A 15,090-nucleotide genomic window follows, 5' to 3' on the forward strand; every position below is an offset into this window, starting at 1 on the left:
TCCCGTCAGCGGCGGCGGAACCGGTCGAGCAGGGCGCCCAGGTCGGGCTCGTCCCCGGGGAGGTGCACCTCGGTGACCTCGCGGGTGCCGCGCCGGTGGTGCCCCGCGACCGGCATGCGCTTCAGCCCGCCCTCGAGACGCCAGGCCCGGGCCGCGGCGAGCAGGTGGTCCTCCTCCGCGGGCTCCCAGCTGCTGGTCAGCACGCGCACCTCGTGGCCGCCGTCCCCCAGCTCCTCGGCCGCGGCCAGCAGCAGGAGCGTGTGCATGTCCAGCGGCCGGCTGCCGGAGCGGTCGCAGGCGAAGCGGGCCTCGGTGACGCGCGTGGCCGCCCGCCGGTAGACCCGCCAGGGGGTCGCCCAGACGAAGGCACGGCGCTGACCGCCGTCGGGGCGGCCCGTGGTCAGCAGCCGCCGCAGCCGCTCCTGCACCTCCGCGAGCTCGGCCGCGTCGGGCTTGCCGTCCTCGCCCCGGCGGACGCCGAAGGCGGCGAGCTGCGCGGCGCGGACCAGGGTGGACGACAGCACGACGAGGACGTCGTCGGGAGCGCCCGCCCGCGGCAGCCGGCCCTGGAGCAGCGTGACGGCGCCCTGCAGGGACAGGAGGTGGACGGTGCGCCCGGCCGCCGGCTCGGGCAGGTCCCGCCCGACCCGGTCGGTGGGCTCGTGGGGCCGCGGCTGCTCCGGTGGGCCGTCGAGCAGCGCGAGCCCGAGCCGGCCGGCGGCCTGCTGCAGGTCGTGGTCGCGGGTCACGAGGACGGCCTCGTGCGCCGCGGCGGTCAGGACCCGGACGACGTGCGCGATCTCGAAGTCGGCGTCCCCGGGCACGCACCGCGTCGACCCGGCGGCGGCCTGCATCAGCTCCGGGTCGCCGCTGTCCTGGCAGAGCCGGACGACGTCGGCGCGGGTGAGCATCGCCCGGCGGGCGCGCGGGATCCCGAACAGCTGACCGGGGTCGGTCAGCGCCAGTGCGGCCCGCTGCTGCGTCTTGTACGCCGACTCGTCCCCCTGCAGGAACCGGGTGGCGGCCACGCGCGCCATCTCGGCGACCACCCGCCCCGGCAGGACGACGGTGCCGTCCTCGCCCAGCCACGCGGCGACCCGCTCGCGGAAGTGCCCGTGCCAGCGCCGGCCCTCCAGCACCGCGCAGGTGTCGACGACGGCCTTGCGGCTCGAGGGTGACGAGGTGAGCAGCGCGGCGGTCACCGCTCCTCCCCGACCAGCACGTCGTCGTCGGCGCCGGCCTCGAGGTCCTCGTCGGCGCCGAGCAGCGCCCGGCGCAGCGCCTGCTGCTCGAAGAGGTCGCGGAAGTCCAGGAAGGCCTGCTCGGCCTGCCGCACGACGTCGACGATGTCCACGTCGTCGTTCTTGTGGGTGTACGAGCTGGGCGAGACGAGCTGCCGCCCGCGCTGGGCCGCCAGGAAGTCACCACCGTCGATCCGGCCGCTGTAGTAACAGATCGGCAGTGCCGGCCCCCAGGGGTGCGCCGAGCGGAGCAGCTCCGTCAGGTCGAACCCGGTGCGGCCGTCCGGCCGGTCGAAGTCGTGGTCGACGACGAGCACGAAGGGCTCCGTGCGCTCGAGGAGCGCCCGCGCGGCCGCATCGATGTCGTCGTACGTGTCCACCGTCCAGCCCTCGTACTCCAGCAGCTGCCGCAACGGGTCCAGCAGCTCGTGCTTGTCGTCGACGACGACGACGGGCAGGCCTGCGCTCATCACATCTCCTCCACTCGGGCGCCGCGGTGGGCGGCTCTGGCGTTGCGGCGCGCCGCGGAGGGCAGGCGGAAGCAGAAACGGCTCCCCTCGGCGACGGACGTGTCGATCCACAGCTGGCCGCCGGACTGGCGGACCATGTTCTCGGTGACCCGGAGCCCGATCCCGGCGCCCTGGCCGGGCTGCCCGGGGATGGACCAGTTGGCCACGTTGTCGGGCAGGTCCTCGGGGACGCCGTCCCCGTGGTCCCGCACCGAGAGCACCACCCAGCCGTACGGGGCCACGGCGAGGTCCTCGCGGGCGGACTCGCCGAAGGTCGCGAGGATCTCGACGACGCGCCGCTCGTCGCCCTTGCGGCGGGTGTGGGCCTTGATCGCGTTGGACACGAGGTTGTGCAGCGCGAACTGGAGCAGCGTCGCGTGGCCGCGCACGGCCATGCCGCCACACCCCTCGCGGTCCAGCAGCCGGATCTCGGTGTGCGCGGCGACGGCCTCGGACTCCAGCTGCTCGACCACCGACTCCACGGTCGCGAGCACCGGGACGGCGCCTGCGGAACGCCGCTCGAGGTCGGCGGCGGCTGCGATCTTCGCGATGCTCCGCTGCTGCAGGTTCTGCGACCGCCGCAGGGAGGCCACGACGTCGTCGAGCGCGGCGAGGTCCCGCTCGAAGTCCGTGGCGACCTCGTCGGGCAGTCGCCGGCGCAGGTTCCGCGTGACCGCCCGCAGGAGCTCCGTGCTGGCCCGGCTGCCGCGCAGGTGGTTGGCCAGCTCGTGCTCGAGCAGGGAGTTGTAGGCGGCGAGCTGCGCCGTCGTCCACACCGGACCCTGCTCGGCCGCGGCCGGCGCCTCCGGGCGCTGCGTGGTGAGCAGGCTCGCCTGCGCGGCGGGGGACAGCGACAGGCCACGGCTCTCCGCCGCCCGGCCCAGCTCCTGCGCCGACTCGGACTGGCCGGCCTCCGCGAGCGCGAGGGTGGCGGCGCTGAGCAGCGCCTCCGCGGGCTCCTCGTCCAGCGCGGCGTCGTCCGTGCCGTCGAGGACCCCCAGCACGGCCTCGACCGAGCCGGTCTCGGCCAGCGCCCGTCCGGCCGCCTCGGCGACGACCGGGGCCGCGAGCGCGCCGCGGGCGGCCTCGGCGGCCGCGGCCTCCGGCACGGACTCGGGCTGGCCGGCCAGCGCGTCGAACAGCGCGGCCGTCAGCTCCGGGGGCCGGCCGAGGCCGCGCTTGACGGCCGCGGTGCGCAGCCGCTTGACCCCCTCCGGCAGGAGGGCACGGGCGTGGGCCGCGGCGACCGCGCCGAGGAACGCCGCGAACTGCTCGTCGGGCTCGGTCTCGGCCGCCACGCGCACCTCGACCACGCTGTCGAGCTGGGCGTAGGGCCGCCGGGCCAGCGGGTACGCCCGGGCGATCTCCAGCAGCTGCGCCGCGGTGAACCAGCCGTCCTGCGCTGCGCGCGCCCCGGCTCGCGGGGTCAGGCTCTCGACCGCCTTGACCAGCAGCCGCTCGCCCGCGCCCATGGCCCGCTGCGCGTTCTCCCAGGCCGCGGCCTCCGCGTCCGTCCCGACCCGGTCGGCCGGCACCTTGTCCGGCTGCAGCGCCCCGACGATCGCAGCGGTGTGGAAGGACGGCGTGGGGACGACCTTGTCGGCGCGCATGGCGGCCCGCGCGTACACCAGCCGCGCGGCGCGCTTGTGCCGTGGGACGGCGTACAGCCACTCGGCCCAGACGCCGCCGCTGCACCCGCCGCCGACCTCCCGCATCTCCCCCATGAGCTGCTCGATGGCCCGGGAGTTGCCCTTGTCGCGCCGGTGGGCCCGGGCCAGCGCCTCCCACGCCTCCACCGGCCAGGTGGCCGGGGAGTGGCGCCGCAGCCACCGCTCGGCGGCATCCGTGCCGCGCCGGACGGCCAGCCCTCGGACGACGCGGGTCACGAGGGCCGGCGGGTACGGCATCCGTGGGTGCGCCGTCTCCGCGGGCTCGGTCCCGGCACCGTGCTCGAACAGCTCGCAGCCACGGAGGGCGCCGTCCAGGTCCCCGGCGTCCAGGTGGGCGGCGACCAGCGCCTCGACGATCGCGGGCGCGGGGCACTCCCCCGCCGTGGTCTCCGCGGCGACGAGGTCCCCGGTGGCGATGTGGGCCCGGACCAGCGGGAGGGCGAGCCGGGGCAGCGCGTCCCCGGAGGCCCGCACCACCTGCCGCAGCGCCTCGACGACCTCCTCCGGATCGCCGCCGACGGCCATCTCCACCAGCGCGTCCAGCTCGTGCGCGGTCGGTGGCACCCCGGCGTCGGCCGCGGCGGCGAGCGCCTCCGCGTACGTCGGCACGGACAGGGTCCGCTGCGCGTGGCCTGCGAGGATCCGGCGGTGGGTGCCGTTGAAGGTGAACGCCCCCGCGCCGCCCCGGAACACCTCGAGCAGGAGCGTGATGTCGTCGCGGGCGAGTGCGGTCAGCGCAGTGGCGAGCACGTTGGCCGGTGGGTCGGTGACCTCCCCGGCGCGGACCGCGCGGGCCCAGTCGAGAAGCGCGGCGGAGAGCTCGGCCGTCCGGTCGGTCAGCGCCAGGGCGGCCACGTGCACCCTTCGGGCACGGGCGTTGGCGGGGAAGCCGTCGTCGAGGTACGCCTGGTAGGCCGCGAGCGCGTCGTCGAAGCGCATGGCGTTGGCGAGCGCGGTGACGAACAGCAGCCGGTGGTCGGCGACCAGCGGCACTCCCGCCGCCTCCGCCCTCGCCAGCACGGTGCGGCTCTCGTCCGCGGCCCCGAGCTCGGAGAGCACGATCAGCGCGTCGTTGACGACCCGCGGCGTCACGGCCGAGGACGCGATCGCCAGGTCCACCAGGCGCAGCACGTGCTCGGGTCGTCGTCCGTGGGCGGTGCGCAGGATGCCGAGGGCGCGGCCCGCGGCGACGACGTCGGGGAAGCCACCAGCCCGCTCGAGGCCGTCGATGGCCGCGTCGAGGTCGGTGGCGTTGCGGGCGTCCTGCAGGCGCTCGAGGAGGGCCGAGGGGTCGAGCTCGTGCGCGATGGGGACACCGGCGGCCTGCAGCCGGTCGACGTAGGCGGCCGCGGCCCGGGAACTGTGCCGGCGGAGGAGCTTCCACGCCAGGACCGGGTGGGTGTCCTTGAAGCCGTCGGGGTACTCGGCGTGCGCGGTGACGACCAGGTCGGCCGCGCCCTCGGCGTCCCCGAGGCGGGCGAGCAGGTTGGCCTGCAGCACCAGGATGCCGCGGCCGCCGACGCCCGCGGAGCGGGCCGCGTCGACCACGCGCTGGGCGGCAGCCCGGCAGTCGCCCGGCTCGGCCTGCCTGGTCATCCGGTCGAGGGCGCGCAGGAGCTCCTTGGCGCCGTCCGCCGTCAGCGCTCCGGCGGCGGCCTCCGCCTCCGCCTGCAGCGCCACGTCCTCGGGCCGGTCCGCGTCCGCCACGCGGCCGTCTCCGTGCCCCGCCCGCGCGGGCTGGTCCACCGCCGGGGCGGCTGTCTGGGTCGTCACGAGTAGTCCGTCCGATGCCTCGCTCGCGCGGCCTCGTGCCGCGCACCGGGGACATCGGCCGAACGGAGGACCGACTTGAGGAACCGGATCTCCCGCCAAGGGGTGCCTTCCGCCCGGTGGGTCCCGCCGCAGGAGGCGAGGGCCGTGGTCAGGGTGGCTAGGGTCGCCGGGTGCCGGGGACGACCGCGGGAGGCGCCTGACCGTGGCCGGGGCCCGCACGCTCGCCCAGGCGTACCGGCGCTTCGCCGAGGTCGACGCCGCCGGGACGTCGCCGCTGTACGAGCGGGTCGCCCTCGCGCTGAGCGGGTCCGACGAGGCCCTGCGCGCCGTCGCGGCCCTGCCGGCGCGCAGGCGGAGCCCCGCCGTCGTCCTCGCCGCGCTGCACGACCTCGCCCTCGCCGGGCGCGCCCCCGCGCTCGCCGCGGCCTACGCCGCCGGGGACGCCGACGCCGCCGCCGGCGCGGCGGTCGACACGCTGCTGCGGGTGACCGACGCGGTCGCGGACGTCGCCGCACGCCGGCCGGTGCGCGCCGACGAGACCGGACACGGCGCCGTGCTGTACCCGCTGGTCGCCGAGGCGGCGCACCGGGTGGGCGCGGCCGCGGTCGGGCTCGTCGACGTGGACTGCGGCGCCGGGTTCGACCTGTCCGTCGACCGCGTCGGGGTCGCCTACGGCGACGGGCGGACGCTGGGCGACCCGTCGTCCCCGCTGCGGACGGCGTGCCGCGTCGTGGGGGACCGGCCCGTCCCGGCGCGGGCGGTACCCGAGGTCGTCGCCCGGATCGGCGTCGACCGCGACCCGGTGGACGTGACCGACCCCGACGACGCCCGGTGGCTGCGCGCCTGCCTGCCACCGGACCGGCCGGAGCGGACAGCGCTGCTCGAGGCGGAGATCGCGCTGGCGGCGACGGCTCCTCCCCTGCTGCTGCGCGGCGACGCCGTCGAGGTGCTGCCCGACGCCCTCGCCCGGGTGCCCGCGGACGCGCTGCCCGTCGTCACGACGACGTGGGCGCTGTCGCGCCTCCCCCTCGATGCCCGGCTGCGCTTCCTGCAGCGCCTCGGCGAGGCGGCGGCCGGCCGGACGGTGGCGTGGGTGTCCGCGGAGGGGGTCGGCGTCGCGCCCGCCGTCCCGACCTTCGGCGACCGCCGCGCCTCGGGCCACAGTGTCCTGGGCGTGGCGGTGTTCGACGGCTCGACCGTGCACGTCGAGGCCGTCGGCCGGTGCTGGTCGCGGGGCCGCATCCTGGCCTGGCTGGCGGGCTCCTGACCCCGCGCAGTCAGCCCGGTCGGCGGGCGGTGAGCGCCACCTGCAGGTGCCCGGACGCGTCCGCCGGCAGCCGCAGCTCGGACACGGGCTCCGGACCGGCGTCGGCGGAGGACCGCAGCGGGCCGGGACCGTGGGGACCTGCCGGCCGCCGGGAGGAGCACGACACCTGGGCGGTCACGACCAGTCGGCCGCGGTCAGACCGTCGGGGTGGCCGGGGGGCCACTGGACCAGCTCGATCCGGTTGCCGTCGGGGTCCGTGATCACGGTGGTCCGGAAGTCCGCGGAGCCGTCGGGCGACCCGGGGTCCGCGACCTCGATGCCCTTCGCCCTGAGGTCGGCGGCCGTGGCGTCCATCGACTCCACCGAGACGACGAGGTGGCTGAGGCCGGTGCCTCGGGCCCTCCCGGTCTCGCGGGGGTCGAAGACCAGCTCGACGCTGACGACGTCGTCGCCCGGCAGCTTGAGCATCGTCAGCTGGCCGATCGGCGTCTCCGGGACCCGTCCGACCACCTCGTAGCCCACGGCCGTGTAGAAGGCGACCGCCCGCTCGGGATCGGCGACCCACAGGCCGACGTGCAGGGTCCTCACCGTCCCGCTCCCGCGTCGTGACCGGCCGGCGGCCGCCGTACGCGGTGGCGCAGGTGCAGGACCCGGTGCTCGGGGTCGGTGTCCGCGGCGTTCGACTCACGGACCAGCTCGAGCTCGGTCCGCTCGGCGGGCAGGTGGTCGAACAGCCGTCGTCCCCGTCCGAGGAGGACGGGGACGACGTGCAGTTCCATCTCGTCGAGCTCGCCGGCCCGGAGCAGCGCCTGGGCGGCCCCGGCGCCCGGCACCAGCACGTCGGCGTCGCCGGCGGCGGCACGGGCCCGTGCGGCGCAGGCACGGACGTCGGTCACGTACTGCACGCTGCCCGGCGGAGGCTCCTCCGGCACGTGGCGGGTGAGCACGAAGACCGGGACGCCGTCGTGGTGGTCGCCGTTCCAGCGGTTCGCGTGCTCGTAGGTGCGGCGGCCCGAGATGACGGCCCGGGTCGCGGTCGCCTCGGCGACCACCTGACCGTTCGGACCCGGGTCGAGGCGGTGGTCCAGCCAGTTGAACAGACGGAACCCGCCGAGGCCCATCGGCTCCTCGGGACCGTCCTCCGGCCCGACGACGAGCCCGTCGAGGGACACGGTCATGTCCAGCCGGATCGCCTGGGTCCCGGTGCTCATGTGGTCCTGACGCACGACGGGCGCAGAACTCATCGGGGATCCCGCCCCACGCCGCCGCGTCGCGCAGCCGGCCCGGTCAGCACGGTGGGCCCCGTGGGGATCGAACCCACAACCCGCGGATTAAAAGTCCGCTGCTCTGCCAGTTGAGCTAGAGGCCCGGCGCCGCCGAGTCTCCCAGACGGAGCGGGCGGTCACCGGCCCCTGGAGGTCAGCGTCGGCTCCGCAGGCCTTCCAGGAAGCCCTTCCACAGCTGGCTGCCGAAGGACTGCTTCCGGCCCGTGTCCGCCGTCGTCTGCGGCTTCGACGCCCTCTGCGGCGCCTGCCGCGTCGAGCTCAGACGTCGCTGGGGTGGCTGGGCCCGGCGTCGGGTTCCCTGCGGCATGGCGGCACCCTCTTCCGTCCGCTGCCGGCCCGCGCGGGGCCGCGGGCGGGTGCGGCACCCGCATGGTGCCCCGGCCGGGAGCGCCGGGGCCGGCCGCCGGCGGCCCGCCCCGCCGGTCCGCGATCCCGTGACCGAGCGCGATCGTCCGACGACGCTCGGCGCGACCGGGGCGACATCCTCTGCGGACCGGCGGGCGGCGGTCCATCGTGGGAGGCAACCGCAGACCTGGGGGAGCTCATGACCGTGTCGACCGTCAACCGCGCGCCCCGGCCCAGCGGCCTGGCCGACGTCCTCGACGTGGTGCTGGACAAGGGCATCGTGCTCGACGCGTACGCGCGCGTGGCGCTGCTGGGCATCGAGCTGGTGACCGTCGACGCGCGGGTCGTCATCGCCAGCGTGGACACCTACCTGCGGTTCGCGGAGGCGGTGAACCGGCTCGACCTGTACCCCGGCAGCGAGCCCAGGGGCCTGCCCGGGCTCTTCGAGGACACCCTCGAGGGCGGCGCCAAGATGGTCGTGAAGAAGAAGCTGAGCGGTCCCGCGGAGAAGATCGAGAACTTCGTCGAGAAGATCACCGGCCGCGGGAACGAGGAGCGCGAGCGGTAGGACGCTCCCGCCCCACGGCGGGCCCGGCCGGGCCGACAATGCAGGCACCGCGACCGTCGGGACCGGGGAGGGTGCCATGACGTCGCAGATCCCGGGACTTCCCGGCCGTGACCTGCTGCAGCCGCTGACCGAGGAGATCGGCGCGGCGGTGCACCGCGAGGTCGAGCGGGTGCGGGACGAGGTCACGCGCCCGTACCGCGACTCGCGGGAGGGGGTGCGCCTGCTCGGCGGCTCGGCCGTGCTCGGCTCGATGGCGGCCGGCGGCGCGACGGCGCTGCTGATCCGGCTGCTGGACCGCCGGCTGCCGCCGACGGTGTCGGCGGCACTGGTCACCGCGGCGCTCGGCGCGGGCGCCTCCGCCCTGGCGCGCGCCGGCCGCGCGCGGATGCCCTGGGCGTCTCCGGGCGCTGCCCCTCGCCCCGGGACCTGACCGGGGACGCGGCGCGACCGGCGGGTCCGGCCGGCGCGCCGCGTCGTCACGGTTCAGGCGTCGGCGCGCGCGGCCCGTGCCGGGGCCCTGCGCTCGTCCTCCTCACCTCTCCGGACGGCGGGGATCTCGCGCAGGCCGGGACGGCGCCGCTGGTCGGGTTGGGCTCGTCGGGGAGTCTGGTCCTGCATCGGTGCCCTCCGATCTCGTCGGCGCACGTCCGTGCACGCCTGGGGTTCCGAGGGCGCCGATCCTGTGGCTGCCGCCCGGACCACCCGTCCCGGACACGCCGGTCCCGCTCGGCCCCACGGCGCTGCGCAGCGGGGCGCTGTCCCCCGGTGCACGCCCCGTCACCGGCCGGCGGTCACCACCCGGCCGCCCCCACGCCACTCCACGAGGACTCCGTCGGCCTCCTCCACCGCCGCGACGGCGGCCCGGAGTCGAGCCCGGTCCGCCTCCGCAGCGGCCGCCAGTACCCCCAGGACCTCGGCGTCGGTCACAGCACGTCGAGCACCAGCAGCACGACCAGGGTCAGCACCGCCGACACGAGCAGGGATCCCAGGCAGCCCAGGCGGTTGGAGAAGAAGAGGAACACCCGGTCGAGGTGCCCACCGTGCGCCGTCGGCAACCGTGCGTCACCACGGGAGCGCCACCCGGTCGGGGGCGTGCACCCGATCGGGGGATCGTGGCACCGGGGGCCACTACCTACGGTCATCCCAGCGCGCCGGTCACGACCGCGCGCGACCGCTCCGGCCCGGCCGTCCCGTTCCCCCCGGGACAGCCGGGCCGGTCCCTTCTCCGGGCCCGTCAGCAGGCGGTGGCGACCAGCCCGGAGAGGACGTCCCGCTGCGCCTGGTCCAGCGGCAGGTCCGCCGGCACCTCGTCGTCGTCCCCCACCTGCAGCCCCAGCAGGAACAGGTGGGGCTGCTTGACCTCCGCCAGCGCGTGCGGGTCGCAGCGCGCCATCGTGAACTCGACCGGGATCTCCAGCGTGGGGTCCCCCGCCCCCAGGGTCCGCGGCAGGTCGTCCGCGGCGACGTCGTAGAGCACGTTGCCCTCCAACCGGGTCACGGTCACCGGGCGGTCGTCGTCGCCGGACCGGGTCAGCACGAGCGACCCGGTGACGGCGTCGCCGTCCGACGCGAGCCCAGTGACGGTCACCCCCGCGACGGCGAGGACGGCGCGGACGGCACAGCGCTCCTCGTGGATGCGGCCGAGCGTCTCGGCGGCCAGCGGCACGCGCAGGGTCTCGGTGCGCCCGTCGGGCCGGACGACGGTCAGCCGCGCCGCGGCGGGCTCAGCGGCCCGGTCGCACACCACCTCGCCGTAGGGCGTGGGCAGGTCGATGGTGCGGCCGGGCGCGTAGGCGGCGGTGAGCGCCCGGTCCGGCAGCGGCACGAAGCCGGGCGAGTCGATCGCGACGGCGGTGACGGTGAACGGCTCGGTGCCGGTGTCGGTGACCCGCACCTGCACCTGGCCGCCGACCGCCGCGTCGGTGCGCAGCTCCACCGCCTCGGCCTCGATCCCGGGCACCGGCGGCACGGCCGGACCGGGAGCGGGCGCGGACGACGGCGACACCGGCGGGGCCGGCTCGGCGGCCGACGGCCCGGCGGAGCCGCACGCGGCGCACAGCAGCACGACGAGCCCCGCCGCCGTCCGCCGCACGCGGCGAGCGTAGGGCGGCGGGCTACTGGTGGCGGGAGGGCAGCCGCGCCATCACCCGGCCGGCCTCCATCCGCACCTCGAGCTTCTCCTGGGGGTTCGCCGCCGGCCCGCGCCGCGGCTCCCCGTTCTCCAGGTCGAACGCCGAGTCGTGCCACGGGCAGACCAGGCAGGTGTGCCCGCGCACCTCCTCGACGGTGCCCTCGTACAGCGGCCCGGCCAGGTGCGAGCAGGCGCCCACGAAGACGTCGACCCGCGCACCCCGGCGGACGGCGGCCAGCGGCGCGGCGACCCCGCTGCCGCCCGCGGTGCGCAGCGCGGGCCGGCCCTCCGGCAGGTCGTCGAGCGGGCCGAGGTCGATCCAGTCGGAGGTCAGCGCGCGGGCCGCCGTCGCCGCGTGCGAGGCGCCCGAGGACTGGGCGTAGGACATGTGCCCGCCGATCGCCGCGGACCCGGTGGCGATGCCCAGCCCGGCGTAGGCGAGCACCCGGCCGAGCGTTCCGCGGCCCCTGGCCCGGGCGACCAGGGAGCCCACGTAGAGGCTCAGCGCGGCCACGTTGGAGACCGCGTGCAGCGCGCCCAGCCGGCGGACGCCGACCTCCTGCTCCGACCAGTCGGCCGCACCGGACATCGCCGCAGGCACCGAGACCACGACCCCGGTGGCGATCAGGACGGTGGCCGCCGGCCGCAGCGGCGGGACGGCGTCGAGCAGGCCGGCCGAGGTCCAGCTCCCGACGGGGACCTGCACGAGCACGGGGTGCAGCGGGTGGCCGAGCCAGGTGCCGTGCAGCGCGTCCTTGAGCACTCCCGGCCGCAGGACCGCCTGGACCGCCTTGCGGGCCGACTCGATGGTCCGGTCGAAGGTGCTCACGTCGGCGAGGCGGTCGAGGATCCCCATCAGGCTCATGCGCGGGTCCCTACCCCCGCCGGGCCACCCTGACGCCACCGGCCAGGGGGCTGACCAGCACGGTCACGAGGAGTCCCGCGGCGACCGCACCGGTCGCGTTGAGCAGCGCGTCCAGCGGCGAGACGACGCGGCCGAGCGGCAGCAGCCACTGCAGCACCTCGATCGCCGCGCCCGTCGCGACGGCCGCGCCCGCGAGGACGGCCGGCCGGCGCAGGACCGGGAAGCGGAGGACGGCCACCGCGGCGACCGCCGTCAGCAGCAGCAGGTTGCCCAGCAGCTGCCGCACGGTGGCGGGCGAGTCCAGGCCGGCGAGGTACCAGCGCGCCTCGACGGCGGGCGAGCCCCAGGCCCAGCCCGCGTCGCCGGTGGGCAGCAGCGTGAGCGCGGCGACGACGGTCAGCGCCACGGCGAGGGCGGCGGACAGCAGCGACCTCATGGCCCCGACCGTGACGCAGGTCCCTGGCAGGCCCCTGGGAGCAAGCTGCGATGACCCGGAGTGAGGGGACGCACACCCGACACAGCGACCCGCGCGGAGCAACTCGCTCGCCCCCAGGTAAGTGTCAGGAGGATCCTGGACAGTGATCCCCGACGACGCCGTGAGCAGCCAGGAGGTGTGCCCGTGACCTGCCCGTCGCTGCTGCACCGCCCCGCGGTCGTCGACGTCGTCGCCGACCTGGCCGCGAGCCTGAACACCCTGGTGCGCTCCGACCGGGCGCTGGGCCAGTTCGCGCGGTTCGTGATGGTCGGTGGGTTCTCCAGCGCCGTCTACGCGCTGCTGTTCTGGCTGCTGCGCGACCTGGGCGGCGTGCAGGCGAACGTCGTCGGCTCGGCGCTGTCGTCGATGCTCGCCAACGAGATGCACCGGCGGCTGACCTTCCGCGCCGGCGAGCGGGTCGGCTGGTTCGCCGCGCAGTGGGAGGGCGGCGCGCTGGCGATCGCCGGCATGGTGGCAACCAGCCTGGCGCTGAGCTGGTTCAACGCCACGGTCCCCGAGCCCCCCGTCGTCGCGGAGCTGGCGGTCATCGCCCTGGTCACCGCGACCATCGGGACGCTGCGCTTCCTCGCCCTGCGCTGGGTCTTCCGCCCGCAGCCCGCCTGATCCCCCGGCCCGGTCGCCCGCCGCGTGTTTGGCGCGTGCGTGTCGCGAGCACACAGCCCGGTAGTGGTTGAACACGCAACCACGAGACCGCGTACGCGACACGAGAGCCGAGGGAACCGTGGCGAAGATCGCCGTCATCTACTACTCGTCCACCGGGAACGTGCACCAGCTGGCCGCCGCCCTGGCCGAGGGTGCCGAGGAGGCCGGCGCCGAGGTGCGCCTGCGCCGGGTCCCGGAACTGGCCCCCGAGGAGGCCATCGACAGCAACCCGCTGTGGCGGGCGCACGTCGACGCCACCGCGAGCGAGGTCCAGGAGGCCACGCCGGCCGACCTGGAGTGGGCCGACGGCTACGCGCTGGGCAGCCCCACCCGCTTCGGCACGCCCGCCTCGCAGATGAAGCAGTTCATCGACCAGCTCGGCGGCCTGTGGTTCACCGGCAAGCTCGCTGACAAGGGCGCCACCGCGTTCACCAGCGCGCAGAACGTCCACGGCGGCAACGAGTCGACGATCCTCACGTTCTTCAACGTCTTCTCGCACTTCGGCGCGGTCATCGTGCCGCCCGGCTACACCGACCCGCTGCTGTTCGAGGCCGGCGGCAACCCCTACGGCGTCTCGAACGCCTCGGGCGGCAAGTCGGCCACCGCCTCCGACGCCGAGATCGCCGCGGCCCGCTACCAGGGCCGCCGGCTGGCCGAGGTGACCGCGAAGCTGGTGGCCTGACCTGCACGGACACGCCGCGACGGCCGGCCGGGACCCCTCCCGGCCGGCCGTCGCCGTCCCCGGCAGGGGTGCCCGCCCGGAACTAACCTCGGCGGGATGAGCGGGCCGACGACGCGGGTGCCCGGGCGCTGGAGGCGTCCGGCGCGGGTCGCCGGGCGCTGGGCGGTCCGGCTCGCCGTCGCGGCTGCCGGCGCGCTGCTCGGCATCCTGCTGCTCGGCCGCGTCGAGGCGCCCATCGGCCCGTTCGACGCCGGCCTCGCCCTGACCCCCACCGGCGGCGGCGCGACCGTGGAGGTGCCGCCGCTCGGGACGCTGGAGGTCGACGCCTACGACGGCCCGCTCGGGCTCGACGTCCAGCTGCGCCGTGTCGACGAGACGCGCATCCAGGCGCTGGTGAGCGACCCGGCCCGGCTCGACGGCGTGGTCGACCAGGTGAGCGCCGACCTGCAGGACGCCGTCGTCCGGCTGGCCTGGACGACGGCCGCCGCCGGGGTGGGCGGCGCCGCCGTCGCCTCCCTGCTCCTCTACCGCCGCTGGCGCGAGCCGCTGGTGGCCGCGGGCGTCTCGGTGGTCCTGCTCGCGGGCACCGCCGGACTGGGTGCGGCGACCTGGCGGCCCGAGGCGCTGTCCCAGCCCACCTACACCGGCCTGCTGGTCAACGCGACCAGCCTGATCGGCAGCGCCGAGGACATCGTCGCCCGGTTCAGTGCCTACCGGGAGTCGCTCGAGGAGCTGGTCACCAACGTCGGCACGCTGTACTCCGCGCTGTCGGCCCTGCCGGCGCCGGGCGGGCCCACCGACACCGTGGCCCTGCTGCACGTCTCGGACGTCCACCTCAACCCGGCGGGCTTCGACCTGGTGGCGCAGGTGGCCGACCAGTTCGACGTCGACGCCGTCCTCGACACCGGCGACATCACCGACTGGGGCAGCGAGCCGGAGAACCGGCTGATCGGCTCCATCGGCGCGCTCGGCGTCCCCTACGTGTACGTCCGCGGCAACCACGACTCCGCGACCACCGCCGCGCTGGTCGCCTCCCAGCCCAACGCCACCGTCCTCGACGACTCCGCGACGGAGGTCGCCGGCCTGACCGTGGTCGGCGCCCGGGACCCCCGGTTCACCCCCGACAAGGACGCCACCGGCGACGGCGAGACGCTGGAGCAGACCGGCGAGGACCTCGCGGAGGTCGCCGAGGAGCAGGCGGAGACGCCGGCGATCGCGATGGTGCATGACCCGGAGCAGGCCGGGCCGCTGGACGGCGTCGTCCCGCTGGTCCTGGCCGGGCACACCCACGAGCGGGAGGTCGAGACCCTCGACGGCGGGACGCTGCTCATGGTGCAGGGGTCGACCGGCGGTGCCGGCCTGCGCGGCCTGCAGGGCGAGTACCCCGAGCCGCTGACCTGCACGGTCCTCTACCTCGACCCGGACACCGGCGCGCTGGTCGCCTACGACGACATCACCCTCGGCGGCCTGGGCGAGACCGAGGCGACGATCGTGCGCACCGTCGTCCCGGAGCGGACCGCCGACGACGTCCCCGCCGACGTCCCCGCCGACGTGCCCGCCGACGGCACGCAGGACGGCACCGGCGGCGGGACGCCGTCCTCCCCGACGGACTGAG

General features: G+C 76.4%; 15 protein-coding genes and 1 tRNA gene. 6 read left to right on the forward strand and 10 right to left on the reverse strand.

Annotated elements, in window-relative coordinates; genetic code table 11:
* Positions 1-5: 5 nt before the first annotated feature.
* Genes ACI79Z_RS19400 through ACI79Z_RS19410 form a run of 3 tightly spaced genes read right to left on the reverse strand, consistent with a single transcriptional unit; the run spans position 6 to position 5,127 of the window.
* The gene (locus tag ACI79Z_RS19400) at positions 6-1,202 is read right to left on the reverse strand and encodes a hypothetical protein (protein WP_456903533.1); all 1,197 of its coding nucleotides are present in this window, start codon (positions 1,200-1,202) and stop codon (positions 6-8) included.
* A complete protein-coding gene (locus ACI79Z_RS19405) occupies positions 1,199-1,711 on the reverse strand; it encodes a hypothetical protein (RefSeq protein ID WP_387988285.1) in 513 nt (170 codons plus the stop codon). The genes ACI79Z_RS19400 and ACI79Z_RS19405 overlap by 4 nt, the downstream gene beginning before the upstream one ends.
* The gene (locus ACI79Z_RS19410) at positions 1,711-5,127 is read right to left on the reverse strand and encodes an ATP-binding protein (RefSeq protein ID WP_456903534.1); all 3,417 of its coding nucleotides are present in this window, start codon (positions 5,125-5,127) and stop codon (positions 1,711-1,713) included. The genes ACI79Z_RS19405 and ACI79Z_RS19410 overlap by 1 nt, the downstream gene beginning before the upstream one ends.
* 268 nt (positions 5,128-5,395) lie before the next feature.
* Here ACI79Z_RS19410 and ACI79Z_RS19415 point away from each other — a divergent pair, with 268 nt between their 5' ends.
* Positions 5,396-6,460 (forward strand): DUF2332 domain-containing protein, encoded by a 1,065-nt coding sequence (locus ACI79Z_RS19415; protein WP_456903535.1) that lies wholly within the window; start codon positions 5,396-5,398, stop codon positions 6,458-6,460.
* A gap of 174 nt (positions 6,461-6,634) precedes the next feature.
* Here the strand turns inward: ACI79Z_RS19415 and ACI79Z_RS19420 are convergent, their stop codons facing one another.
* From ACI79Z_RS19420 to ACI79Z_RS19430, 3 genes are all read right to left on the reverse strand, one after another.
* A complete protein-coding gene (locus ACI79Z_RS19420; RefSeq protein WP_456903536.1) occupies positions 6,635-7,048 on the reverse strand; it encodes a VOC family protein in 414 nt (137 codons plus the stop codon).
* A complete protein-coding gene (locus tag ACI79Z_RS19425) occupies positions 7,045-7,704 on the reverse strand; it encodes a dihydrofolate reductase family protein (RefSeq protein WP_456903537.1) in 660 nt (219 codons plus the stop codon). Before ACI79Z_RS19425 ends, ACI79Z_RS19420 begins: the two co-directional genes overlap by 4 nt.
* A 52-nt stretch (positions 7,705-7,756) precedes the next feature.
* Positions 7,757-7,829: transfer RNA gene (locus ACI79Z_RS19430), tRNA-Lys, on the reverse strand.
* 461 nt (positions 7,830-8,290) lie between these two features.
* Here ACI79Z_RS19430 and gvpJ point away from each other — a divergent pair.
* Both gvpJ and ACI79Z_RS19440 read left to right on the forward strand, forming a co-directional pair.
* Positions 8,291-8,659: a gas vesicle protein GvpJ gene (gene gvpJ / locus ACI79Z_RS19435; protein WP_387988280.1), complete on the forward strand. Its 369-nt coding sequence runs from the start codon at positions 8,291-8,293 to the stop codon at positions 8,657-8,659.
* Between the two features lie 76 nt (positions 8,660-8,735).
* A complete protein-coding gene (locus ACI79Z_RS19440; protein WP_387988279.1) occupies positions 8,736-9,089 on the forward strand; it encodes a phage holin family protein in 354 nt (117 codons plus the stop codon).
* Positions 9,090-9,582: 493 nt separating this feature from the next.
* On the opposite strand, the gene ACI79Z_RS19445 is transcribed toward ACI79Z_RS19440, so the two are convergent.
* The 4 genes from ACI79Z_RS19445 to ACI79Z_RS19460 form a co-directional block, all read right to left on the reverse strand.
* A complete protein-coding gene (locus ACI79Z_RS19445) occupies positions 9,583-9,714 on the reverse strand; it encodes a hypothetical protein (protein WP_387988278.1) in 132 nt (43 codons plus the stop codon).
* A 179-nt stretch (positions 9,715-9,893) separates the two neighbouring features.
* Positions 9,894-10,751 carry a hypothetical protein gene (locus tag ACI79Z_RS19450; RefSeq protein WP_456903538.1) on the reverse strand — a complete coding sequence of 286 codons (858 nt, stop codon included), beginning with the start codon at positions 10,749-10,751 and terminating at the stop codon, positions 9,894-9,896.
* Between the two features lie 22 nt (positions 10,752-10,773).
* Positions 10,774-11,655, reverse strand: coding sequence for a Rieske 2Fe-2S domain-containing protein (locus ACI79Z_RS19455; protein ID WP_387988276.1), 882 nt, complete (start codon positions 11,653-11,655; stop codon positions 10,774-10,776).
* A 10-nt stretch (positions 11,656-11,665) separates the two neighbouring features.
* Positions 11,666-12,091 (reverse strand): VanZ family protein, encoded by a 426-nt coding sequence (locus tag ACI79Z_RS19460; protein ID WP_387988275.1) that lies wholly within the window; start codon positions 12,089-12,091, stop codon positions 11,666-11,668.
* Positions 12,092-12,274: 183 nt separating this feature from the next.
* Between ACI79Z_RS19460 and ACI79Z_RS19465 the strand changes: the two genes are divergently transcribed.
* The 3 genes from ACI79Z_RS19465 (at position 12,275) to ACI79Z_RS19475 (ending at position 15,089) form a co-directional block, all read left to right on the forward strand.
* Complete coding sequence (locus tag ACI79Z_RS19465; RefSeq protein ID WP_387988274.1) at positions 12,275-12,754, forward strand: GtrA family protein; 480 nt, start codon at positions 12,275-12,277, stop codon at positions 12,752-12,754.
* Between the two features lie 118 nt (positions 12,755-12,872).
* Positions 12,873-13,475, forward strand: coding sequence for an NAD(P)H:quinone oxidoreductase (gene wrbA, locus ACI79Z_RS19470; RefSeq protein WP_387988273.1), 603 nt, complete (start codon positions 12,873-12,875; stop codon positions 13,473-13,475).
* 96 nt (positions 13,476-13,571) lie between these two features.
* Complete coding sequence (locus ACI79Z_RS19475; protein WP_456903539.1) at positions 13,572-15,089, forward strand: metallophosphoesterase family protein; 1,518 nt, start codon at positions 13,572-13,574, stop codon at positions 15,087-15,089.
* Position 15,090: the final 1 nt, after the last annotated feature.

The sequence above is a fragment of the Geodermatophilus sp. SYSU D00663 genome, assembly GCF_054050655.1.

Bases quoted from the DNA above. Each gene is read 5' to 3' on its own strand.
- ACI79Z_RS19425 (WP_456903537.1), bottom strand. From the start codon at position 7,704: ATGAGTTCTGCGCCCGTCGTGCGTCAGGACCACATGAGCACCGGGACC.
- gvpJ (WP_387988280.1), top strand. From the start codon at position 8,291: ATGACCGTGTCGACCGTCAACCGCGCGCCCCGGCCCAGCGGCCTGGCC.
- ACI79Z_RS19475 (WP_456903539.1), top strand. From the start codon at position 13,572: ATGAGCGGGCCGACGACGCGGGTGCCCGGGCGCTGGAGGCGTCCGGCG.
- ACI79Z_RS19440 (WP_387988279.1), top strand. From the start codon at position 8,736: ATGACGTCGCAGATCCCGGGACTTCCCGGCCGTGACCTGCTGCAGCCG.
- ACI79Z_RS19460 (WP_387988275.1), bottom strand. From the start codon at position 12,091: ATGAGGTCGCTGCTGTCCGCCGCCCTCGCCGTGGCGCTGACCGTCGTC.
- ACI79Z_RS19455 (WP_387988276.1), bottom strand. From the start codon at position 11,655: ATGAGCCTGATGGGGATCCTCGACCGCCTCGCCGACGTGAGCACCTTC.
- ACI79Z_RS19405 (WP_387988285.1), bottom strand. From the start codon at position 1,711: ATGAGCGCAGGCCTGCCCGTCGTCGTCGTCGACGACAAGCACGAGCTG.